Here is a 22,042-nt window from a genome sequence, read left to right on the forward strand (position 1 = left end):
GGGCGGGGGCGTGCCGGTGCTCATGCGGGGTCTCCTTGGGCCGGCTGCGCCCGGTGTGCCGTCTCCGCCATCCCGTGGACCGCGAGCAGCCGGCGCATCCGGGCGGCGGCCAGCTCCGGGTCGGGGAACAGGCCCAGTGCGTCGGCCAGTTCATGGGCGCGGCGCAGATGCGGCAGGGAACGGGCCGACTGCAGGCCGCCGACCATGGTGAAGTGCGTCTGGTGGCCCGCCAGCCAGGCCAGCAGGACGACGCCCGTCTTGTAGTAGCGGGTGGGTGCGCGGAAGAGGTGGCGGGCGAGGGCGACGGTCGGGTCCAGGACGGCACGGAAGGCCGCGGTGCCGTCGGGTCCTCGGGCGTCGAGGAGGCGTACGGCCTCGGCGGCCAGGGGCGCGAGGGGGTCGAAGACGCCGAGCAGGGCGTCGCTGAAGCCGTGGTCGTCGCCGGCGATCAGTTCGGGGTAGTGGAAGTCGTCGCCCGTATAGCAGCGCACGGTCGCCGGCAGCCTCCGGCGCAGCCGTACTTCCCGGTCGGCGTCCAGCAGGGAGACCTTGACGCCGTCCACCTTGCCGGGGTGTGCGGCGATGATCCGGAGAAGGGTCTCGGTGGCGGCGTCGGGGTCCGGGCTGCCCCAGTAGCCGTGCAGCGCCGGGTCGAACATCGGGCCGAGCCAGTGCAGGATCACCGGCGTGCCGGCCTGGCGCAGCAGGTGGCCGTACAGCTCCAGGTAGTCGTCCGGCCCGGTGGCGACCGCGGCGAGCTGGCGGGAGGCCATCAGGACGGGGCGGGCGCCGGCGTCCTCGACGAGGCCGAGCTGCTCCTCGTAGGCGGCGCGGACGTCCGCCGGCGAGGCGCCGTGGGCGGGCAGTTGGTCGGTGCCCGCGCCGCAGGCGAGCAGGCCGCCGACCGCGCGGGCCTCCGCGGCGGAGCGCCGGATCAGCTCGGCGGCGGCGCGCCAGTCGAGGCCCATGCCGCGCTGTGCGGTGTCCATCGCCTCGGCGACGCCCAGGCCGTGCGACCAGAGGTGGTGCCGGAAGGCGAGGGTGGCGTCCCAGTCGAGGGCGGGCGGGCCGTCCGGTGTGGTGTCGGCGAGCGGGTCGGCGACCACATGGGCGGCGGCGAAGACGGTACGGGAGCGCAGCGGGGGCCGGGCGGTGGCGGGCGGTGCGCCGGGGGCGGCCCGGCCCGTTCCGGGGGCGGCCGGGGGCCGGGGGCCGGGCGGGGTGGCCGGCCGGTTCACAGGCTCAGCTCCGGTACGTCCAGCCGGCGGCCCTCCGCCGACGAACGCAGCCCCAGTTCGGCCAGTTGGACGCCGCGGGCGCCGGCCGCCAGGTCCCAGCGCCAGGGCTCGTCGCGCACGACGTGCCGCAGGAACAGCTCCCACTGGGCCTTGAAGCCGTTGTCGAAGTCGGCGTTGTCGGGGACGTCCTGCCACTGCTCACGGAACGGCTCGGACGCCGGAAGGTCGGGGTTCCAGACCGGTTTGGGGGTGGTGGAGCGGTGCTGGACCCGGCAGCCGCGGAGCCCGGCGACGGCCGAGCCCTCGGTGCCGTCCACCTGGAACTCCACCAGTTCGTCGCGGTGCACCCGCACGGCCCAGGAGGAGTTGATCTGCGCGACGATGCCGCCGGCCAGTTCGAAGATGCCGTAGGCGGCGTCGTCGGCGGTGGCGTCATACGGGGCGCCCGCCTCGTCCCAGCGGCGCGGGACGTGCGTGGTGAGGTGCGCCTGGACGGTCCTGACCGGCCCGAACAGCTCGTGCAGGACGTATTCCCAGTGCGGGAACATGTCGGCCGCGATGCCGCCGCCGTCCTCGGCGCGGTAGTTCCAGGAGGGGCGTTGCGCCTGCTGCCAGTCGCCCTCGAAGACCCAGTAGCCGAACTCGCCCCGTACGGACAGGATGCGGCCGAAGAATCCGCCCTCGACGAGCCGGCGGAGTTTGCGCAGGCCGGGCAGGAAGAGCTTGTCCTGGACGACGCCGTTCCTGACGCCGGCTTCCCGGGCCAGCCGCGCCAGTTCCCGTGCGCCGGCGAGGTCGCCGGCGGTGGGCTTCTCGACGTAGACGTGCTTTCCGGCAGCAATCGCTTTCTTCACGGCCCCGACGCGGGCGGCGGTGACCTGGGCGTCGAAGTAGAGGTCGACGGTGTCGTCGGCCAGTACGGAGTCGAGGTCGCAGGTCCAGTCCCGCAGGCCGTGGCGCTCGGCCAGGGCCCGCAGTTTGTGCGGGGAGCGGCCGACGAGCACCGGCTCCGGCCAGATGACCGTGCCGTCGGCCAGGTGGAGGCCGCCCTGTTCGCGCAGGGCGAGGAGGGAGCGGACCAGGTGCTGGCGGTGTCCCATGCGCCCGGTCACGCCGTTCATGGCGATGCGTACGGTCGTGCGTGTCACGGCCCGGCCTCTCTCTTCGCTGTCGGCGGGGTGGCTGCGCGTCGGCGGTGGAGCAGTGCGGCGGAGGTGCGGTGCGGCGGAGGTGCGGGGTGCGGCTCCGGCGGTGGCTCCGGGGAAAACGGGACAGCAAGCGCTTTCTGTCGTGAGGGACGCTAGCCTGCGCGGCAGGACACCAACAAGGGGGCGGGCGGGGCATGGTGAGGACGCGATGACGGTCACGCTGGCGGATGTGGCGGCGCGCGCCCGGGTGTCGGCGGCGACCGTCTCGCGGGTGCTCAGCGGCAACTACCCGGTCGCCGAACGCACCCGCGGCCGGGTGCTGCGGGCCGTCGAGGAGCTGGAGTACGTCGTCAACGGGCCGGCGAGCGCGCTCGCCGCGGCCAGCTCCGACCTGGTCGGCATTCTCGTCAACGACCTCGCGGACCCGTTCTTCGGGATCATCGCGGGCGCCGTCCAGGGGGAGCTGAGCGGTGCGGCCGGGCCCGGTGGCGAGAAGCTGGCCGTGGTGTGCAGTACGGGCGGCTCGCCGGAGCGCGAGCTGCGCTACCTCACCTTGCTCCAGCGGCAGCGGGCGGCTGCGGTGGTGCTGACCGGCAGCGCCTCGGAGGACCCGGAGCACGCCCGGGCGCTGGCCGCCAAGCTGGCGCGGCTGTCGGGTGCGGGCACCAGGGTGGTGCTCTGCGGCCGGCCCGCGCAGCCGGCATCACCCGCCGCGGAACCGCCCGCCACGCTCACCACTCTGGCGTTCGACAACCGGGGCGGCGCGCAGCGGCTGACCGCGCACCTCGTCGCGCTCGGCCACCGGCGGATCGGCTGTGCCGCGGGCCCGGCGGGCCGTACCACCACCGGGGAGCGGGTGGCCGGTCATCGGGCCGCGCTCGCCGCCGGGGGGATCGCGGACGCCCCGCACCGCACCGTGCACGGTGCCTACGACCGCGCCTCCGGTTACGACGCGGCCGTCGAACTCCTCCGCAGGGACGCCGGTCTGACGGCGATCGTGGCGGCCAACGACGCCGTGGCGCTGGGTGCGTGTGCCGCGCTGCGCGACCGCGGGCTGCGGGTACCCGAGGACCTGTCCGTCGCCGGCTTCGACGATCTGCCGTTCAGCGCGGACGCGGCACCGGCGCTGACGACCGTGCGGCTGCCGCTGGAGGAGGCCGGGGCGCGGGCCGGCCGGCTGGCGACGGGGCGGGAGGAGCGGCCGCCGGGCGGGCTGGCGACGCTGCGCGCGGAATTGCTCGTGCGCGCATCGACCTCGGTGGCGTACCCTTGACTCAGTCAAGTGTCAGGGGGTCACGATGACGACCGGAACGGCGCCCGGCGCGCCCTCCACCACGACATCCGGCACGGCGCCCGGCGAGCCGTCGGACGCCGCGGCGGACGTCCGTGAGCTGCGCAGATTCAACCGCTTCTACACGAACCTCATCGGCGCGCTCGACTACGGCCGGCACCTCTACACGCCCTTCACCCTCACCGAGGCCCGGGTGCTCTACGAGCTCGCCCACCACGAGCGGGTGGACGCCGCGGACCTGCGCAACTCGCTGTCGCTGGACGCCGGTTACCTCAGCCGGCTGCTCGGCAAGTTCGAGCACCGCGAGCTGATCAGCCGGGGCAAGTCCGAGGAGGACCCCCGCCGGCAGCGCATCACGCTGACCGAGGGCGGCCGGGAGGCGGCCGGCCTGCTGGAGGAGCGCTCGCAGGAATCCGCGGGGACGCTGCTCCAGGACCTGCCGCCGGCGGACCGGGCCCGCCTGGTGGCGTCGATGCGGACGATCCGCGCCGTACTCGGCGAGGAGACGGAGGACGCCGGGGACCGGGACTCCCCCGCGCCGTCGGTCACGCTGCGCACCAGCCGCCCCGGTGACCTCGGCTGGATGGTCGAGCGGAACGCCGCGCTCTACGCCGCCGAGTACGGCTTCGATCTCAGCTACGAGGCGCTGGTGGCCCGGATCGTCGCGGAGTACGCCGAGGACTTCGACCCGCGCTGGGACCGGACGTGGGTGGCGGAGCTGGGCGGCACGGGAGCGCCGTCCGACGCGGAGTCCGCCGGCGCCGCCGCGGAGAGGGTCGGCGCGGTGATGTGCGTACGGGACGGCAGGCCGGGGGTCGCGCGGCTGCGGCTGCTGCTGGTCGAACCCGGCGCGCGCGGGCACGGCGTGGGACGTCAACTCGTCGACGCCTGTGTGGACTTCGCCCGCGAGGCCGGCTATCGGGAGATGGTGCTGTGGACCAACTCCATACTCGGCGCGGCGCGCGGCATCTATCAGCGCGCCGGCTTCGAGCTGGTCGGCGAGTCGCCGCACCACAGCTTCGGACAGGACCTGGTGGGCCAGGACTGGCGCCTGCCCCTGTGACGTACGGACGGGGTCCCCGCCGCTGACGTGCCCGCCGGGTGTCCCCGCTCCGGCCTGCCCCCTGCGACGCAGCGGCACGCCGCGCGGGGGAACGGGTGCGCCCACCGGGCCGACAGCGGGTACACCCACCGGGGAGACATGGACGCGCGTGGCCAGGGCACACGCTCGGGGATCCAGGCGCGACGAGGAGGAGCGCGATATGAGCGGCAGCGCAGGACACACGGACGGCCCGGCCGGCGGCACCGGGGGCGGCACGGCGGGCGGCAGCACGGGCGGCCCGGCCGGCGGCCCCCCGGCGATGCGCTTCGCGTTCTCGACCCTCGGGGTGCCGGGGATGCCGGTGGCCGAGGTGCTGGCGCTGGCCGTGGAGACCGGCTATCAGGGCGTGGAGCTGCGGGCCCACCCCGAGGAACCGGTGCATCCGCTGATCGGCGCGCGGGAACGGGCCGCGGTGCGTGAACAGTGCGCGGCCACCGGTGTCGAGATCCTCGGCGTGGCCGGCTACGCCCGGGTCGCCGCGGCCCGGGACACCGCGGGCGAGAAGGAACTGGCCCAGGAGCTGGACGAGCTGGTGCTGCTCGCCGCGGACCTGGGGGCGCCGTATGTCCGGGTCTTCCCCGGGGGCGGTGACCGCCCGGCGGCCGAGGCGGACGCCGATGCCGCGCGGCGGCTCGCCGCGGTGGCGCCGCTCGCGGCGGAGCGGGGCGTGCGGGTCCTGCTGGAGACCCATGACTCGCACCGCACGGGCGCGGCCGCGGCCCGGGTCCTGGGGCCCGTGGGGCACCGGAACGTGGGCGCGCTCTGGGACGTGCTGCACAGCTGGCTCGGCGGTGAGGAGCCGGTCGACACCCATGCCGCGCTCGCCCCGCATCTGGGCTACGTCCAGGTCAAGGACGTCGCCTCCGCGGAGGACACCACACCCCTGCCGCTCGGCGCCGGCGTCCTGCCGCTGGCCGATGTCCTGGCCACGCTCGGCGCGGGCCCCGGGGAGCCGCGGGGCCCCGTGCCGACCCCCGAGGGCATCTACGACCAGGGCGCGGGCGGCTGGCTGTGCTGGGAGTACGAGAAGCGCTGGCACCCCGAGGCCCCGGACCTCCCCGCCCTCCTGGCGCCGGCCCGCGCACACCTCCAGCAGCTCCTCACCGCCCCGACGCCGGACCGGCACCGCACCGGCGCCTGACCCACCCTCACCCCGGGCCCGTCCTCCCCCGCCCCGCGCCGTGCGCCTCGAACCGCACATCCCGCACCACCGGCACCACTCGCCCCGGGCCCCTCACGCCCGCCGGCCCCCGTCCCCTCACACACCCTCGTCCGGTTCGCAATTGCTGGGCGCCACCTCGGATGGAGTGATTGACCGACAATAGTTTTCCGGCTATCCGTGTCTCCTTGGAAGTTTCCTTCAACGAGTCGAGGAAGCCCTCCGGAAGGAGCGCAGATGCACTCCAGACGTACCGTTCTGACCAGTGCGGCCGCCGCGGCCGCCGCCGTTGCCGCGGGCGCCGGCCCGGCACAGGCGGCGGCGCGGACCGCGGCCCCCGCCCTCCCCCACCAGCCCCTCCCCGATGCCGCCACCCGGACGCGGCTGCGCCGCCTGATCGCCCGTATGACGCCCGAGGAGAAGGTCGGCCAGCTGTTCGTGATGCGGGTCTACGGGCACTCCGCCACCGACCCGGACCCGGCCGACGTCGCGGCGAACCAGAAGGAGATCGGGGTCGCCAACGCCGCGGAGCTGATCGCCAAGTACCACGTGGGCGGCATCATCTACTTCGGGTGGGCGCACAACACCCGCGAGCCGCACCAGATCGCCGATCTCTCCAACGGCATCCAGAAGGCCGCCGCCGCGCAGCGTGTGCCGGTCCCGGTGCTGATCTCCACGGACCAGGAGCACGGCATAGTGGCCCGGGTCGGCGCCCCGGCGACGCTCTTCCCCGGGGCGATGGCGCTCGGCGCGGGCGGCTCCCGCGACGACGCGCGTACCGCGGGCCGGGTCGCGGGGCAGGAGCTGTACGCGATGGGGATCCGGCAGGACTACGCGCCGGACGCCGACGTCAACGTCAATCCCGCCAACCCGGTCATCGGCGTCCGCTCCTTCGGCGCCGATCCGCAGGCGGTGGCCCGTATGGTCGGCGCTCAGGTGAAGGGCTATCAGGAGGGCGGGGTGGCGGCCTGCGCCAAGCACTTCCCCGGGCACGGTGACACCGACACCGACAGCCATGTCGGGCTGCCGTACATACACCACAGTGCCGAGGAGTGGGAGCGGCTGGACGCGCCGCCGTTCAAGGCGGCGATCGCCGCCGGCATCGATTCGATCATGACGGCGCACATCGTCGTGCCCGCCTTCGACCCGAGCGAGGACCCGGCCACGCTCTCCCGGCCGATCCTCACCGGCATCCTGCGCGAGCGGCTGGGTTACGACGGGGTGGTGGTGACGGACTCGCTGGGCATGGAGGGCGTACGGGCGAAGTACGGCGACGCCCGGGTGCCGGTGCTGGCGCTCAAGGCGGGCGTCGACCAGCTGCTGAACCCACCGGACCTGTCGGTGGCGCACGGCGCGGTGCTCAAGGCCCTGAAGGACGGCGAGCTGACCGAACGGGACCTCGACGCGAAGCTGCTGCGGATCCTGCTGCTGAAGGAGCGGCGGGGGCTGTTCAAGGATCCGTACACCAGCCGGCGGGCGGTGGACCGGGTGGTCGGCACCCGGGGGCACCTCACCACCGCGGACCGGATCGCGGACCGTACGACGACGCTGCTGCGCAACGACGGCGGCGTGCTGCCGCTGTCGCGGCGGCGGGAGCGCAGGGTGCTGGTGGTGGGGGTGGACGCGGCCGCGCCCTCGGGGACCGGGGGGCCGCCGACCACGGTGCTGGCGAAGGCGCTCACCGATCTGGGCTTCAGCGCCACCGCGCTGTCGACGGGCCTGACGCCGTCCCGGCAGCGGATCGACGAGGCGGTGGCGGCGCTCGGCGACCGGGACGCGGTGGTGGTGGCCACGTACAACGTGACCGCGCAGTCGGCGCAGCGGACGCTGGTCGGTGCGCTGCTGGGGACCGGCAAGCCGGTGGTGCAGCTCGCGGTCCGCAACCCGTACGACATCGCCCAGCTGGACGGGGTCAAGGCGGCCCTGGCGAGCTATTCGTGGACGGATGTGGAGCTGCGGGCGGCGGCCCGGGTGATCGCCGGGCGGCGGGAGCCGGCGGGCCGGCTGCCAGTCGCGATAATGCGTGCCGACAGTCCGGAGCGGGCCCTCTACCAGATCGGGCACGGCCTGTCGTACTGAGCGCGGCGGCCCACCGCGCGCGGGCGGCGGCACGGCCAGAGGTACGGGCCGGGTACGGCGCGCTCCCGGCTGCCCGGGAGCGCGCCGCGCCGTCACCGGCGTACGGCCGTGTGGCGGAAGGGCCTCACGGGCGCAGCATCGGCATCCGGCGGACCTCCTGCCGGTCCAGCTTCTTGTCGTACGGGGCCAGCGGGGTGGCCTTGGCGCCCTCGGGGGCCGGGACGCCCGCCCAGTCGAGCAGCTCGGCGGTGGCCTTGGTGCGGTCGGCTTCCTTCAGCTTGGCGATGTTCGAGCCGTGGTTGCCGCCGGGGACGGTGAAGACGTAGGAGTCCCGGGCGCCCCTGCCGAGTTCGAAGTGCTCCGAACTCCACGGGTCGTACTGGCCGTTGACGAACATCATCCGGTTGGCGTGGTGCCGCACCCAGCGGTCGACGTCGGGCATCGCGCGCTTGTCGAAGCGCATCGGGATGTCCTTGGGGACGAAGCTGCGGGAGTTGTTGATGCCGGGGTACTTGAGCAGACCGGCGAGCTGCGGGTAGCCGTAGCCGGGCTCCCCGAGCTGGGTGCCCGCCTGGTAGTAGTACGGCGTGTACGGCTCCATGCCCTGGTCGGTGTAGCTGTCGAAGCCGCCGATCTTGTCCATCCACTGCCACAGCCCGTCGGTGGAGACGGTCGGCTCGGGAACCTCGGCGCAGGCGGTCTCGGCCGGCTGGTACTGCCAGAAGCCGAAGACCAGGTCGGTGACCATGACTTCGTAGGCCCGGTCGGCGTTGCCGACCTTGGTGAAGGTCTGCTTCTCCTTGTCGGCCCAGTCCTGGAAGCGCTTGACCATCTCCTTGCGGCGCAGCAGGGCCTCGCGTTCGATGGCGGCGAGGTCGGCGCGGCACTGCGCGGTGCCGACGGTCCTGAAGAACCGGTCGTAGGCGGAGTCCTCGTCGTTGCGCACGTCGTTCGGCGCGACGTAGGCGACGGTGCCGTTCATGTCGTGCGGGAAGAAGCGGCGGTAGTAGGTGGCGGTCATGCCGCCCTTGCTGCCGCCGGTGGCGATCCAGTTCTTGCCGTAGATGCGGTGCAGGGCCTGGAAGATGCGGTGCTGGTCGGTGGCGGCCTGCCGGATGTCGAGCTTCTTCCAGTCCGTGGGCGTGGGCCGCGACGGGGTGAAGTAGCGGTATTCCAGCGAGACTTGGTTGCCGTCGATGATCTTGGTGGGCTCGCTGCGGGACGGCGTGGTGCTGACGTTGTAACCGGAGGTGAAGAACACCGTCGGGCGGTCCACCGACTTGTGCAGCAAGGTCAGCCGCTGCTGGAAGGTCCCCTTGGAGGGGTGCCGGTGGTCAACCGGCTGGGAATAGTTCAGGACGAAGTACCGGTAGCCGTCGACCGGCTTCTCCTCGATGAGGCTCATACCCGGGATCGCCAGGATGCGGTCCTTGATGTCCTCGGTCTTCGGCTCGGCGGCGGTGGCCGCTCCCGCCGGTATGCTGCCGGCTCCCGCCGTGCCTATGAGCACCGCGAGCGACAGCAGCCATCTGGTGGCCTTGCGCATGCACCCTCCCCTTGGGATAGCAAAGGTCGGGCTGAACCTATCGGCGGGACACGGGGGCCACCAGCCCTCGGGGGCCGTCCGGCGGATCTTCGCAGGACGGCCCCCGAGGCCGGTGGCCCGGCCGGGCCTCAGGCCACCAGTTCCTCCTCCTCGCCGGAGAAGGTGCGCCACAGCTCCGCGTAGCGGCCGTTGCGGGCCAGCAGCTGCGCGTGGCTGCCGTCCTCGGCGACCCGGCCGTGGTCGAGGACCACGACACGGTCGGCGCGGGCGGCGGTGGTCAGCCGGTGGGCGACGACCAAGGTCGTGCGGCGGCCGGCGAGGCGGTCGGTGGCCTGGTTGACGACGGCTTCGGTGGCCAGGTCCAGGGCCGCGGTGGCCTCGTCCAGCAACAGCACGTCCGGGTCGACGAGTTCGGCGCGGGCGAGCGCCAGCAGCTGGCGCTGGCCGGCGGAGAGGTTGCGGCCGCGCTCGGAGACCTCGTGGAGGTAGCCGCCGTCGAGGGTGGCGATCATGGCGTGCGCGCCGACCGCGCGGGCGGCGGCCTCCACCTCGGCGTCGGTGGCGTCCGGGCGGCCGTAGGCGATGGCGTCCCGGACGGTACCGGCGAACAGGTAGGGCTCCTGGGGGACCACGCCGAGGCGGTGGCGGTAGCCCGTCAGGTCCAGGTCGCGCAGGTCGGTGCCGTCGACGCGGACCGCGCCCGAGGACGGGTCGTAGTACCGGGCGACCAGCTTGACCAGGGTGGACTTGCCGGCGCCGGTCTCGCCGACGAAGGCCACGGTCTGGCCGGCCGGTATGACGAGGTCTATGCCGGCCAGCGCCGGCTCCGCGCTCGCGCCGTAGTGGAAGTGGACGTCGTCGAAGGTGATCTCGCCGCGCAGGGCGGGCACCTCGCGGGGCCGCTCGGCCAACGGGGTCGTGGTGGGCTCGCGCAGCAGTTCCTGGATGCGGCCGAGCGAGACGGACGCCTGCTGGTAGCCGTCGAAGACCTGGGAGAGCTGCTGCACGGGGGCGAAGAACAGGTCGATGTAGAGGAGGTAGGCCACCAGGGCGCCGGCCGTCAGGGTGTCGTGGGCGACCCGGTCGGCGCCGACGATCAGCACCAGTGCCGCCGCCACCGAGGACAGCAGCTGCACGAACGGGAAGTAGACGGAGATCAGGAACTGGCCGCGGAGGCGGGCCGCGCGGTAGGCGTCGCTGCGCTCGGCAAACCGCTGCTCACCGCGGCGCTCGCGCCGGAACGCCTGGACGATGCGGAGCCCGGCGACGCTCTCCTGGAGGTCTCCGTTGACCACGCTGATCCGTTCGCGGGCCAGCTCGTACGCCTTGACGCTCTGCTTGCGGAAGAAGTACGTGCCGATGATCAGCGGCGGGAGGGTGGCGAAGACGACGAGGGCCAGCTGGACGTCGATGGCGAGCAGCGCGACGAGGATGCCGAAGAACGTCAGCATCGAGACCAGGGCGGTGACCAGGCCGGTCTGCAGGAATGTCGACAGGGCGTCGATGTCGGTCGTCATCCTGGTCATGATCTTGCCGGTCAGCTCGCGCTCGTAGTAGTCGAGGCCGAGCCGCTGGAGCTGCGCGAAGATCTTGAGGCGGAGGGAGTAGAGGACCCGCTCGCCGGTGCGTCCGGTCAGGCGGTTGCCGCCGACCTGGGCGGCCCACTGGGCGAGGACCACGACCAGCGCGAGCAGCGCGGCCGTCCAGACGCCGGCCAGCACGCCGCGGCGGACGCCCTCGTCGATGCCCTGCCGGATCAGGACGGGCAGCAGCAGCCCGGCCAGGGCGTCCACCGCGACCAGCGCCAGGGCGAAGCCCAGCGGCCGGCCGAAGCCGTGCAGCAGCCGGCGCAGGCCGTAGGCGCGCTCGGGGCGCACCGCCCGGTCCTCGTCGACGGCGGGGGTGTCCTCGGCCGGCGGCAGCGCGGCGACCTGGGCGAGGAGTTCGGGGGTGGCTGGCGTGCCGGCCATCGCGGCGCCGAGACCGGGTCCGGCGGCGGCCGTGCGGGGCGCCACGCCGGCGCCGCCCGCCTCGGCGTCCTGCTCGCGGCGCACCCACAGCTCGGGGGTGACGGTGCCGGCGGCCCGGCCGGTCCCGCCGTCGCGCCCGCCGTCCGGCTCGGCGTCGAAGCCGTCCGGCCGGTCGAGCCCGGCGACATCCGCTTCGTACGCGTAGTCCAGCAGCCCTCCCCCACTCTCGGCTCCGCTCGAGCGGGGGGACCCCCATGCGGCGAACTCGCCGTCGAAGGCGCCGGCCAGCTCGCCGGCCGGGTCACGCTCGACCCCGCCCAGTTCCTCGGGGTCGGTCAGCAGCCTGCGGTAGAGCGGACATCGCTCCGCCAGCTCGTCCTGCGTGCCGATATCGACCAGCCGCCCCTCGTCGAGGACGGCGACCCGGTCGGCGAGCGCGAGGGTGGAGGCGCGGTGCGCGATGAGCAGGGTCGTACGGCCCGCCATGACGCCGCGCAGGGCCTCGTGGATCTCGTGCTCCACCCGGGCGTCGACCGCCGAGGTCGCATCGTCCAGGACCAGCAGCCGGGGGTCGGTGAGGATGGCGCGGGCCAGGGCGACGCGCTGGCGCTGGCCGCCGGACAGGGTCAGTCCCTGCTCCCCGACCGTGGTGTCGTAGCCGTCGGGGAGCTCGGATATGAAGCCGTCCGCCTGGGCGGCGCGGGCCGCGGCGCGCACCTGCGCGTCGGTGGCGTCCGGATGGCCGTAGGCGATGTTGTCGCGTATCGAGTCGGAGAACAGGAAGCTGTTCTCGGGGACCAGGCCGATGGCGGCGCGCAGCGACGCGAGGGTCAGCCCGCGCACGTCGTGGCCGCCGACCAGGACCCGGCCGGCGGAGACGTCGTAGAAGCGGGGCAGCAGCAGGGAGACGGTGGACTTGCCGCTGCCGGACGTACCGACCACGGCGACCGTCTCGCCGGCTTCGATGCGCAGCGAGAAGTCGCGCAGGACGGGCCGCGGGGCGCGGGGGCCGTCGTCGTGTCCCGTCGCGTCCTCGGGACCGTGGTGCAGCGGGGCGTAGGCGAAGGTCACCCGGTCGAATTCGACGGTGGCGGGGGTGTCCGCGGGCAGTTCGTGGGCGTCCGCCCGCTCCTCGATCGACGGCTCGGTGTCGATCAGCTCGTAGACCCGCTCGACGCCGGCGCGGGCCTGCTGGCCGACGGTGAGCATCATCGCGAGCATCCGGACCGGTCCGACGAGCTGCGCGAGGTAGGTGGAGAAGGCGACGAAGGTGCCCAGGGTGACCTGCCCCTGGGTGGCCATCCAGCCGCCGAGGGCGAGCATCGCGACCTGGCCGAGGGCCGGTACCGCCTGGAGGGCGGGGGTGTAGCGGGCGTTGAGCCGGACCGTGCGCAGCCGGCCGGCGAACAGCCGGCGACCGACCTCGCGCAGCTTGGCGGTCTCCTGGGCCTCCTGTCCGAAGCCCTTGACGACCCGGACGCCGGAGACCGCGCCGTCCACCACGCCGGCGACCGCGGCCGCCTGGCCCTGGGCGTACCAGGTGGCGGGGAAGAGCCGGGTCCGGCTGCGCTGGGCGATCAGCCACAGGGCGGGCGCGACGGCCAGCGCGACGACGGTGAGCAGCGGCGACAGCACCGCCATCACGACCAGCGAGATCACGAACAGCAGCACGCTGCCGATCATCATCGGCACCATGAACAGCAGGCCCTGGATCAGTTGCAGGTCGCTGGTGGCGCGGCCGACGACCTGGCCGGTGCTCAGCTCGTCCTGCCGCCGGCCGTCGAGGCGGGCTATCGCGGCGAACATCCTCGTGCGCAGATCGTGCTGGATGTCCAGGGCGAGCCGGCCGCCGTAGAAGCGCCGGAGGTAGGTCAGGACGTAGACCACGACCGCGGCCAGCACCAGCAGGCCCGCCCAGGGGGCGAGGGCGCGGTCGTGACGGACGATGACGTCGTCGATGATCAGCTTCGGTACGAGCGGGACCAGCGCCAGCACGGCCATCCCGCCGAGCGAGGAGCCGAGGGCGAGCAGCACGTCCTTCCGGTACTGCCAGCAGTCGCGGATCAGCCGCCGCGCCCAGCCCACTCGTTCGGTATCCGTCCCCGCCACCCCGTGCCTCCCACCCGTCGACGCCTGTCGGAAGGCGTCAACGACGCGGGCAGCGGATTTCATCCCGCCGCAACAATCCGGCGCGCCGGCCGCCCGGGAAGGACGACCGGCGCGCCGGGGCCGTTCAGGTGATCACTTCACCCGTTGCACGGTCAGCTCCGTGATGCCCGGGTGCGGCCGGGGCTTGCCGCCGGCGGCCGGGGTCCGGTCGCCCTCGACGGTGACCCGTACGTACCGGGCGGGGGTGCGGCCCGCGTAGCCGGTGCCCGACCAGTGCCTGCCGTCCCGCGAGACCTGGACGTTGTAGGACTTCGGGCGGGTGGCGGTCCAGTGCGGGGTGATCTGGCCGACGCGGGTGGTCCGGCCGAGGTCGACGGTGAGGGTGCCGGTGGCGGAGGCGGGCACCCAGGCGGTGGTGGTGTTGCCGTCCACCGCCGCGGCCGCGTACAGGCCCGGCTCCTCGGAGGTCGCCGTGGCGGGGGTGCAGCGGGCCGCGTTCGAGGTCTCGGCCAGGTCGGGGCGGCGGGTCTTGAGGACGGCCGGCACGCCCCGGCTGACGATCTGCTCGCCCCGCGGCGTCTCGATCCGCATCGGCGCCCCGGCGGTCAGCCGCACCGTGGTGTGGTCGGCGCCGATCGCGACGTCGAAGGTCCGTCCCTGCCAGTGCAGACCGCGCAGGGTGACGCCCTCGGACAGCTGCGGCGGCAGCGTCGGGTTCAGCCGCACCCGGTCCTCGCGCAGCCGCAGGCCGGTCAGCCCGTGGGTGAAGGTCTGCAGGAAGCCGCCCTTGCCGGTGAGGAAGTCCTGCGCGGGCTTCCCGGCGTGCGGGTCGTCGGCCCCGGCCTTGGTGCCGCGCGCCTCGGAGAACTCCGCGAACGGCCCGCGGACGAACGGCTTGATGGACCGCATCAGATAGGTGTACGTGGCGCAGCCGGGCTCACCGATCGCGGCGGCGTCGATGGCGTGCACCGAGTCCGTCATGGCCGGGCCGTCCGGGTCGGTGTGCGCGGCGTAGAAGTCCAGCGTGCGGGACGCCCTGGCCCGCGACATCGGCCACTCCAGGGGGTACATCAGCAGCACGGTGTCGGCCTGCTTGATGGTGGTGCCCTGGTAGCCGGCGTACTGCTCGTAGACCTTGTTCCTGCTGTCGTAGGGGATCCGCAGCTTGTCGGCGAGGGTCCGCCAGGAGGCGGGCGCGTGCTCGCCGAGGACGGCGGCGACGCGGGTGGCGTTGCGCAGTGCGGTGGCGGCGCCTGCGTTGGTGAAGACGCCGTCGGTGACGCCGTTGCTGTACTCGTCGGGCCCGGCGACGTTCTTGATCGAGTAGCTGCCGTCGGCGTTGCGGGTGGCCCGGGAGGACCAGAACTCGGCGATGCCCTTGAGGACCGGCCAGCCGCGTGACCTCAGCCAGGCGGTGTCCTTGGTGGCGAGGTAGTACTGCCAGGCGGCGAGGGAGATGTCGCCCATGAGGTGGTTCTGGGTCTTGCAGTGCGGCGGGTCCCAGCTGTGGCACTCGTTCCACAGATCGCCCTTGCTGCCGCTGGTCCAGGCGTAGAACAGCCCGTCGTAGCCGAGCTTGCGGGCGTTGGCGCGGGCGCCCGCGCGGGTCTTGTAGCGGTAGTCGACGATCGACCTGGCGAGCGCGGGGTGGGTGGCCAGCAGGCTCGGGTACATCCAGGTCTCGGCGTCCCAGAAGATCTCACCGGCGTAGTTGTCGCTGGTCAGGCCGGTGGGGCCGATGCTGTTGTCGCTGCCGGCGCGGGTGGAGGACAGCAGCCCGTACTGCGCGGAGCGCACCCAGGACTGCAGTGCGGGCTGCCCGTTGACCTCGATGTCGCTGCGCCACAGCCGCTGCCAGGCCGCGGTGTGCCGGGCGAACAGGTCCGCCCAGCCGCGGGCCGCGGCCCGGCGCGAGGCGGCGTCGGCGGCGGCGCGCGGGGCGCGGGAGGTGAGCGCGGTGTCCACGCCGACGTACTTGGTCAGCTCGTACGAGCGGCCGCTGCGGACCGGGAAGGTCACGCGCTGATGGTTGCTCAGGCTGTCCGTCCGCGCTGCCTGCCCGGGGCGGGCCGCGTCGACGCCGGGGCCGGTGCGCAGGGTGGAGGCCACCGCGCCCTCGGTCCTGGTGCCGTCCGTGCGGAAGGTGACGTCCATGGTGCGGCCGCCGTCCCGGCCGCCCGTGGCGGCGGAGCCGGACGGCGCCATCCGGCGGGCGCCGCGCCCGTCGAGGGCGTCGGTGACCGTGGCGGGGCCGCTCCAGTGGGGCGTCATCCGCAGCCGTACGGCGCCGGTGTGCGGGTCGTTGCGGTCGGCGAGCACCTCGTAGACCAGGTCGGTGCGGCGCCCGTCGGCGGCCGTCCAGGTCAGCGAGGTACGGACGAAGCCGCAGCGCAGCGAGAGGGTCTGGCGGTAGTGGGAGATCCGGCCGGGTGCGGTGGCGGAGGAGAAGGTGTCGGGGTGGGCGCCGCCGGTGGCGACGTCGAGGGTGGTCCAGGTCGGGAGGGCGGCGACGGCCTGGCGGCCCTGCACGTTCTTGGGGCCCTTGGCGTAGAGCCCGGCGACGAACGAGCCGTCGTACTCGGGGGTCTTCAGCGGCCAGCCGGTCTCGCCGCCGGGGGCCGCGTATCCGGTGCCGTTGGGGGGCACCCGCTGGCCGAGGTAGCCGTTGCCGACGTAGGCGTGGTGGCTGTCCTTGGGATCGATCCGGGTGGCGGTGGCGCTCCAGCCGTCGCCGCGCTCGCAGGAGTCCTGCGGGGCGGGCGGGCCGGGCACCGGCTGCGGCGCCGACGCGGACGCCGGCAGCGGGGCGAGGAGCGCGACCAGCGCGCCCGCCAGGAGCGGCGCGACCAGCCTGCGGGGGCGGCGCGCGGCAGGCGGGGACGCCGCCGGCGGCTCGGGCGGGCGGTCAACGGGGGGCGGTGCCGAGAGTTCCATGGTTCTCCGTCGTCCGGGCATGGGTCCGCACCGCGTGCTGCGGCACGGACTCCACCGTGAACATCATCAGGCCCCCGCCTGCACGGCACCCTAGGACGGATCCCCCGTTCGGGTCACGGCCTCGCCGGCACCAAATCTCTCCGATTGGCCAAAAGGGCCGCACTTACGGCACACTTTTAGACTGACCAGTCAGATCAAAAGGGGAGGGGTTTGTGAACACCACCCGCCAGGGGGCGGCGGTCAGCGCCAGGGGAATCGGAGTGCGGGGGCCACGGGGGTGGGCCTTCAGAGGCGTCGACATCACCGCGGACGCGGGCGCACTGATCGCCGTACAGGGCCCGTCGGGTTCCGGACGCACCTGCCTGCTGCTCGCCCTCACCGGCCGGATGCGGATCACCGAAGGCACCGCCACGGTCGCCGGATTCCCGCTGCCCAAGCGGATGGGGACCGTACGCGGCCGTACCGCCCTCGCCCACGTACCGGGCGTCGCCGAGCTGGAGCCGGCCCTCACGGTCGGCGAACACCTCAAGGAACAGGCACTGTTGGGGCGGCGCCTGAAGGGCTCGCTGCCCTTCGGCAAGCGCCACCGGGAGGCCACCCGGGCCCGGATCGACGCCGCCCTCGCGGCCGCCGGACTCGACCCCGCCACCCTTCCCAAGGGCCTGCGGACGACCGTCCGCGACCTGGAGCGGCTGGAGGCGCTGCGGCTGTCGATCGCGCTCGCCGTGATGCAGGCCCCGCACCTGCTGGCCGTCGACGACGTCGACCTCAAGCTCTCCGCGGCCGAACGCGACCTGGCCTGGGACCTGTTGCGGGACCTCACCCGGCAGGGCCTGACCGTCGTGGCGGCCGGCAGTGACGCGCCGGCGGACGCGCTGATCGTCCGCACCACGCAGACCGACACCCCGGCCGGCCCGCCGGCCCCCGTCCTGGACGACATCCACACTCCCGAGGAGGAAGCGGCGCATGCGTTCGCCGAGACTGGCCGCGCTTGAGCTCAGGCGCTTCGGCAGGGGCAAGCTGCCCCGGCTGGGGCTGGTCGCCCTGATGCTGATCCCCCTGCTGTACGGGGCCCTCTACCTCTGCTCCTTCTGGGACCCCTACGCCCGCCTGGACAAGATCCCGGTGGCCCTGGTCAACGAGGACCAGGGGGCCACCGCCGGCGGCAAGAAGATCACCGCGGGCGAGGACCTGACCGAGAAGGTCACGGACAGCAAGACCTTCGACTGGCAGGAGGTCAGCGCCGCGGACGCCGCCAAGGGCGTCGAGAACGGCACGTACTACCTCTCGCTGACCGTCCCGAAGGACTTCAGCGAGCGGATCGCCTCCAGCTCCGGTGACGCCCCGCAGACCGGCGCGCTCCAGGTCCGGACGAACGACGCCAACAACTACGTCGTCGGCTCGATCTCCAAGACGGTGTTCTCCGAGATCCGCGCCAAGACGTCGGCGACCTCGACCCGGGGCATGCTCGACAAGATCTTCGTGTCCTTCTCCGACCTGCACGACAAGACCGCCGAGGCGGCGGACGGCGCGGGCAAGGTCGACAAGGGCCTCGGTACCGCCAAGGACAAGACCGGCGAACTGGCCGACGGGCTGGGCAAGCTCGACCAGGGCTCCGGCGCGGTCAGCAAGGGCGCCGGCCAGGTCAGCGACGGCACGACGAAGGCCGCTTCCAAGGCCCGGCAGCTCAGCCAGGGCGCCGGCCAGGTCGCGGACGGCACCCAGCAGCTCGCCGAGAAGGTGCAGGGCATCGCCAAGAAGGACCTGCCCTACCTCCGGGCGCACGGCAAGGAGATCGGCGAGAAGGCGCAGACCGTCGCCGACCTCACGCAGCGGCTCGACGAGGACCTCAGCAAGCTGCCGGGGGACTCCGCCCGGGCCGCCGGCCAGGCGCGCAAGAACGCCGACGACGCGGCGGAGCTGTACCGCGAGCGCTGCGGCGTCGTCGCCACCGACCCCGACTGCCCCAAGCTGAAGGCCATCGCGGACGGCACCGCCGTCGCGGCCGACGCGGCGGAGAAGGTCAACGACACGATCGGCCGCACCGACTTCGGGCAGCTGCACACCAAGCTGCGTGATCTGCACCGGGTCGCCGTGACCGTGGCCGACCAGGCACCGGGCATCGCCGACCGCGCGGACGCCGCGATCGAGAAGATCAACGCGCTCAACTCCGGTGCGCACAAGGTCTCCCAGGGCGCGGGGCTGCTCGCCGACGGCATCAACACCCTCGCCGACGGCGCCGGGAAGGTCGCCGACGGCGCGGGCAAGGTGCACAGCGGTCTCGGTGACGCCAAGGACGGCGCCGAGAAGCTCACCGGCGGGCTCTTCAAGCTCAAGGACGGCTCCAACCAGCTGGCCGACGGCCTGCACAGCGGCGTCGCCAAGATCCCGGACTACGACAAGAAGGACCGCGACGCCCGCACCGAGGTGATGGCCGACCCGGTCGCGCTGGCCGCCAAGTCGCTGCACAAGGCGCCCAACTACGGCACCGGCCTGGCGCCGTACTTCATCCCGCTGTCCCTCTGGGTCGGCGCGATGGTCGCCTTCATGCTGCTCCAGCCGCTGGGCAAGCGCGCACTGGCCGCGGGCGCCCCGGGCTGGCGGATCGCGCTGGGCTCCTGGCTGCCGGCGTACGCCGTCGGCGTCGTCCAGGTGCTGGCCCTGATGGCCGTACTCCACTGGGGCCTCGGCCTGGAGATGGCCCGCTCGGGCGCCACCGTCGGCTTCCTGCTGCTGGCCACGGCCTGCTTCACCGCCCTCATCCAGCTGCTGAGCGCCTTCTTCGGGCCGGCCGGCCGGGTGCTGACCCTGGTCGTCCTGATGCTCCAGCTGACCTCGGCGGGCGGCACGTACCCGGTGCAGACCAGCCCCGGTTTCTTCGCCGCCGTCCACCCCTTCCTGCCGATGAGTTACGTCGTCGACGGCCTGCGCCGCCTGATCACCGGCGGTGACCTCACCGTCGTCTGGCAGGGCTGTGCGGTCCTCGCGGCCTTCACCCTCGGCGCGCTGGCCCTCACCGCCCTCACGGCGCGCGGCCGGCAGGTCGTCCGGATGAAGGACCTGCACCCGGAGCTCAGCCTGTGAGCGTTCCCCAGGTCTCCCGGGGCGGTGCCGGCAACGGCACCGCCCCGGGGGCCTCCCCCGGGGCACGCCGGACCCCGACGCGCCGCCGGCTCTTCGACGCCGCCGTCACCCTCATCGCCGAACAGGGCTTCTCCGCCACCACCGTCGACGAGATCGCCGACCGCGCCGGCGTCGCCAAGGGCACCGTCTACTACAACTTCGCCAGCAAGAACGTCCTCTACGAGGAGCTGCTGCGGGACGGCATCGACCTGCTCGCCGACTCCCTGCGGCAGGCCGCCGACTCCACGACGGCCCGCGGCGGCACCCGGATCGACGCCCTGGACACCATGATCCGGGCGGGCCTGGACTTCATCGCCTGCTCCCCCGCCCTCATCCAGCTCTACGTGGCGGAACTCTGGCGCACCAACCGCACCTGGCGCGCCACCCTCACCTCGGTGCGCGGCCGTGCCCAATCCGTCGTCGAGGCCGTCCTGCGGGAGGCCGTGGAGGCCGGCGAGCTCTCCGGCGAGCTCGACATCCCGCTCACCGCCTCCGCCCTCCTGGGCATGGTCCTGGTCGCCGCCCTGGACTGGCAGTCCTTCCAGCCGGACCGCTCGGTCGAGGAGGTGCACGCCGCCCTGTCACGGCTGCTGCAGGGGCGGGTCGGCGGGGGCGGCCAGGCCCCGCCCGCCTGACGGCACGCGGGCCTCCCGCCCCTCAGGAGTCCAGGTGCGTGGGCGCGAACATCCGCAGCCGGGCCGGCAGTACGACCACCGACGGGCCGGGAGCGGCGAACGCCGCCGCCAGGTCCGCACGCAGCCGGTCCGGTGTCGTACGGACCGCGGGGACGCCGAAGGACTCGGCCAGCGCCACGAAGTCCGGCCGGGCCAGCTCCGTCGCGGTGGCCCGGCCGAACGCGTCGGTCATGTACTCGCGCAGGATGCCGTAGCCGCCGTCGTCGACGATCAGCCAGGTCACCGGCAGGTCGTACTGCCGGGCGGTGGCCAGCTCGGCGATCGAGTACATCGCGCCGCCGTCGCCGGAGACCGCCAGCACCGGCCGCTCCGGGTCGGCGACGGCCACCCCCAGGGCGGCCGGGAAGCCGTAGCCCAGACCACCGGCGCCCTGCGCGGAGTGCAGCGCGTTGCTGCGCCGCGGGTCGAAGGCGGACCAGGCCCAGTACGCGAGGATCGTCATGTCCCAGCAGCTGACCGCGTCATCGGGCAGGGCGTCCCGCACCGACGCCAGCACCCGCTGCTCCAGGTCGAGGTCCTGCCCGGCGAGGCGGTCCCGCACCCGGGCGAGGAGCCCGGAGACGGCGGTCTCGGGGGAAGACCCGGGGGCGGCCCCGGTACCGTCCCCTGCGGTTCCGTCCTCGTACCGCGCCACCTCCTTGACCAGCGCGGACAGCGCCAGCCGGGCGTCGGCGTGGAGGCCGAGCGCGGCGTGGTTCGACTCCAGCTTCCCCAGGTCGGCCTCGATCTGCACGACGCGGCCGCGCGGCCGGAAGGTGTGGTAGTTCGAGGAGAGTTCGCCCAGCCCGGAACCGACGACCAGCAGGGTGTCCGCGTCCTCCAGGAAGGACGTGGTGTGGCGGTCCTCCAGCCAGGACTGCAGCGAGAGCGGGTGCTCCCAGGGGAAGGCGCCCTTGCCGCCGAAGGTGGTGGCCACCGGCGCCCGCAGCTGCTCGGCGAGCGCCAGCAGCTCCGCCTCCGCCCCGGCCCGTACGACTCCGCCACCGGCCAGAATGACCGGCCGCTCGGCCCGCGCCAGCCGTTCCGCGGCTGCTGCGACGAGCTCCGGCCGGGGCGCCAACTCCCTCGGCGCGACGTCCAGTTCGGTCACCGGCGGTACGTCGACCGGTGCCAGCAGCACGTCCTGCGGGATCTCCAGCCACACCGGGCCGTGCGGGGTGCTCAGCGCCGACTCCCAGGCCGCGGCCACCGCGGACGGGATCTGCGAGGCGGTACGCGCGGTGTGGACGGACTTCACCACGCCGCGGAACGAGGCGCTCTGGTCGGTGAGTTCGTGCAGATAGCCGTGACGGCCGCCGCCGAGGCCGGCCAGCGGCACCTGACTGCCGAGGGCCAGGACGGCGGCCGAGGCGGCGGCCGCCTCCTGCAGCGCGGCCAGCGTCATCAGGGCACCGGGCCCGGTGGACACCAGCAGTGGCGCGACGCCGTGCGTGGCCCGGGCGTACGCGTCCGCGGCGAAGCCCGCGTTGTTCTCCACCCGCAGCCCCACATAGCGCAGCGCGGAGCGGCGCAGGGCGTCGAACACCCCGAGGGCGTGCTGGCCGGGCAGTCCGAAGACGGTGGTCGCGCCCAGCGCGGTCAGCGACTCGACGACCAGGTCGCCGCCGTTGCGCGGCGCGTGCGTGGGGGCGGGAGGGGTGGTACTCAT

At 73.8% G+C, this 22,042-nt stretch carries 13 protein-coding genes; 7 read left to right on the forward strand and 6 right to left on the reverse strand.

Features of this window, described 5'->3' with window-relative positions; translation table 11 throughout:
* Positions 1–20: 20 nt before the first annotated feature.
* Positions 21–1,238 (reverse strand): dihydrodipicolinate synthase family protein, encoded by a 1,218-nt coding sequence (locus tag OO62_RS34785; protein ID WP_051733861.1) that lies wholly within the window; start codon positions 1,236–1,238, stop codon positions 21–23.
* Positions 1,235–2,386, reverse strand: a complete 1,152-nt coding sequence (locus OO62_RS34790; protein WP_033271718.1) for a Gfo/Idh/MocA family protein — start codon at positions 2,384–2,386, stop codon at positions 1,235–1,237. The genes OO62_RS34785 and OO62_RS34790 overlap by 4 nt, the downstream gene beginning before the upstream one ends.
* Before the next feature lie 208 nt (positions 2,387–2,594).
* On the opposite strand from OO62_RS34790, the gene OO62_RS34795 reads away from it, so the two are divergent.
* The 4 genes from OO62_RS34795 (at position 2,595) to OO62_RS34810 (ending at position 8,017) form a co-directional block, all read left to right on the forward strand.
* Positions 2,595–3,659 carry a LacI family DNA-binding transcriptional regulator gene (locus OO62_RS34795; RefSeq protein WP_033271719.1) on the forward strand — a complete coding sequence of 355 codons (1,065 nt, stop codon included), beginning with the start codon at positions 2,595–2,597 and terminating at the stop codon, positions 3,657–3,659.
* Between the two features lie 25 nt (positions 3,660–3,684).
* Positions 3,685–4,740 (forward strand): bifunctional helix-turn-helix transcriptional regulator/GNAT family N-acetyltransferase, encoded by a 1,056-nt coding sequence (locus OO62_RS34800; protein ID WP_078617513.1) that lies wholly within the window; start codon positions 3,685–3,687, stop codon positions 4,738–4,740.
* A gap of 298 nt (positions 4,741–5,038) precedes the next feature.
* Positions 5,039–5,920: a sugar phosphate isomerase/epimerase family protein gene (locus OO62_RS34805; protein WP_051733864.1), complete on the forward strand. Its 882-nt coding sequence runs from the start codon at positions 5,039–5,041 to the stop codon at positions 5,918–5,920.
* A gap of 255 nt (positions 5,921–6,175) precedes the next feature.
* Positions 6,176–8,017, forward strand: coding sequence for a glycoside hydrolase family 3 protein (locus tag OO62_RS34810; protein WP_033271720.1), 1,842 nt, complete (start codon positions 6,176–6,178; stop codon positions 8,015–8,017).
* A gap of 124 nt (positions 8,018–8,141) precedes the next feature.
* Here the strand turns inward: OO62_RS34810 and OO62_RS34815 are convergent, their stop codons facing one another.
* From OO62_RS34815 to OO62_RS34825, 3 genes are all read right to left on the reverse strand, one after another.
* Entirely contained in the window at positions 8,142–9,563 is a 1,422-nt protein-coding gene (locus OO62_RS34815; protein WP_033271721.1) for a S28 family serine protease, read from the reverse strand.
* A 128-nt stretch (positions 9,564–9,691) separates the two neighbouring features.
* Positions 9,692–13,642: an ABC transporter ATP-binding protein gene (locus OO62_RS34820; protein ID WP_033271722.1), complete on the reverse strand. Its 3,951-nt coding sequence runs from the start codon at positions 13,640–13,642 to the stop codon at positions 9,692–9,694.
* 132 nt (positions 13,643–13,774) lie between these two features.
* Positions 13,775–16,576 (reverse strand): discoidin domain-containing protein, encoded by a 2,802-nt coding sequence (locus OO62_RS34825; protein ID WP_033271723.1) that lies wholly within the window; start codon positions 16,574–16,576, stop codon positions 13,775–13,777.
* Between the two features lie 212 nt (positions 16,577–16,788).
* Between OO62_RS34825 and OO62_RS34830 the strand changes: the two genes are divergently transcribed.
* The 3 genes from OO62_RS34830 to OO62_RS34840 are packed head-to-tail and all read left to right on the forward strand — an operon-like array spanning position 16,789 to position 20,334.
* Positions 16,789–17,571, forward strand: a complete 783-nt coding sequence (locus tag OO62_RS34830; RefSeq protein ID WP_033271724.1) for an ATP-binding cassette domain-containing protein — start codon at positions 16,789–16,791, stop codon at positions 17,569–17,571.
* Positions 17,543–19,660 (forward strand): YhgE/Pip domain-containing protein, encoded by a 2,118-nt coding sequence (locus OO62_RS34835; RefSeq protein WP_033271725.1) that lies wholly within the window; start codon positions 17,543–17,545, stop codon positions 19,658–19,660. Before OO62_RS34830 ends, OO62_RS34835 begins: the two co-directional genes overlap by 29 nt.
* Positions 19,657–20,334 (forward strand): TetR/AcrR family transcriptional regulator, encoded by a 678-nt coding sequence (locus tag OO62_RS34840; RefSeq protein WP_033271726.1) that lies wholly within the window; start codon positions 19,657–19,659, stop codon positions 20,332–20,334. The genes OO62_RS34835 and OO62_RS34840 overlap by 4 nt, the downstream gene beginning before the upstream one ends.
* Positions 20,335–20,356: 22 nt before the next feature.
* On the opposite strand, the gene OO62_RS34845 is transcribed toward OO62_RS34840, so the two are convergent.
* On the reverse strand, positions 20,357–22,042 hold the full coding sequence (locus tag OO62_RS34845; RefSeq protein ID WP_051733862.1) for a thiamine pyrophosphate-binding protein: 1,686 nt from the start codon (positions 22,040–22,042) through the stop codon (positions 20,357–20,359).

Origin of the sequence: Streptomyces lydicus (assembly GCF_000717345.1) — a bacterium.
Classification (GTDB): domain Bacteria; phylum Actinomycetota; class Actinomycetes; order Streptomycetales; family Streptomycetaceae; genus Streptomyces; species Streptomyces lydicus.

Coding starts and splice junctions, on each gene's coding strand:
- OO62_RS34795 (WP_033271719.1), top strand. CDS start 2,595: ATGACGGTCACGCTGGCGGATGTGGCGGCGCGCGCCCGGGTGTCGGCG.
- OO62_RS34800 (WP_078617513.1), top strand. CDS start 3,685: ATGACGACCGGAACGGCGCCCGGCGCGCCCTCCACCACGACATCCGGC.
- OO62_RS34805 (WP_051733864.1), top strand. CDS start 5,039: ATGCGCTTCGCGTTCTCGACCCTCGGGGTGCCGGGGATGCCGGTGGCC.
- OO62_RS34810 (WP_033271720.1), top strand. CDS start 6,176: ATGCACTCCAGACGTACCGTTCTGACCAGTGCGGCCGCCGCGGCCGCC.
- OO62_RS34815 (WP_033271721.1), bottom strand. CDS start 9,563: ATGCGCAAGGCCACCAGATGGCTGCTGTCGCTCGCGGTGCTCATAGGC.
- OO62_RS34825 (WP_033271723.1), bottom strand. CDS start 16,576: ATGGAACTCTCGGCACCGCCCCCCGTTGACCGCCCGCCCGAGCCGCCG.
- OO62_RS34835 (WP_033271725.1), top strand. CDS start 17,543: ATGCGTTCGCCGAGACTGGCCGCGCTTGAGCTCAGGCGCTTCGGCAGG.
- OO62_RS34845 (WP_051733862.1), bottom strand. CDS start 22,042: ATGAGTACCACCCCTCCCGCCCCCACGCACGCGCCGCGCAACGGCGGC.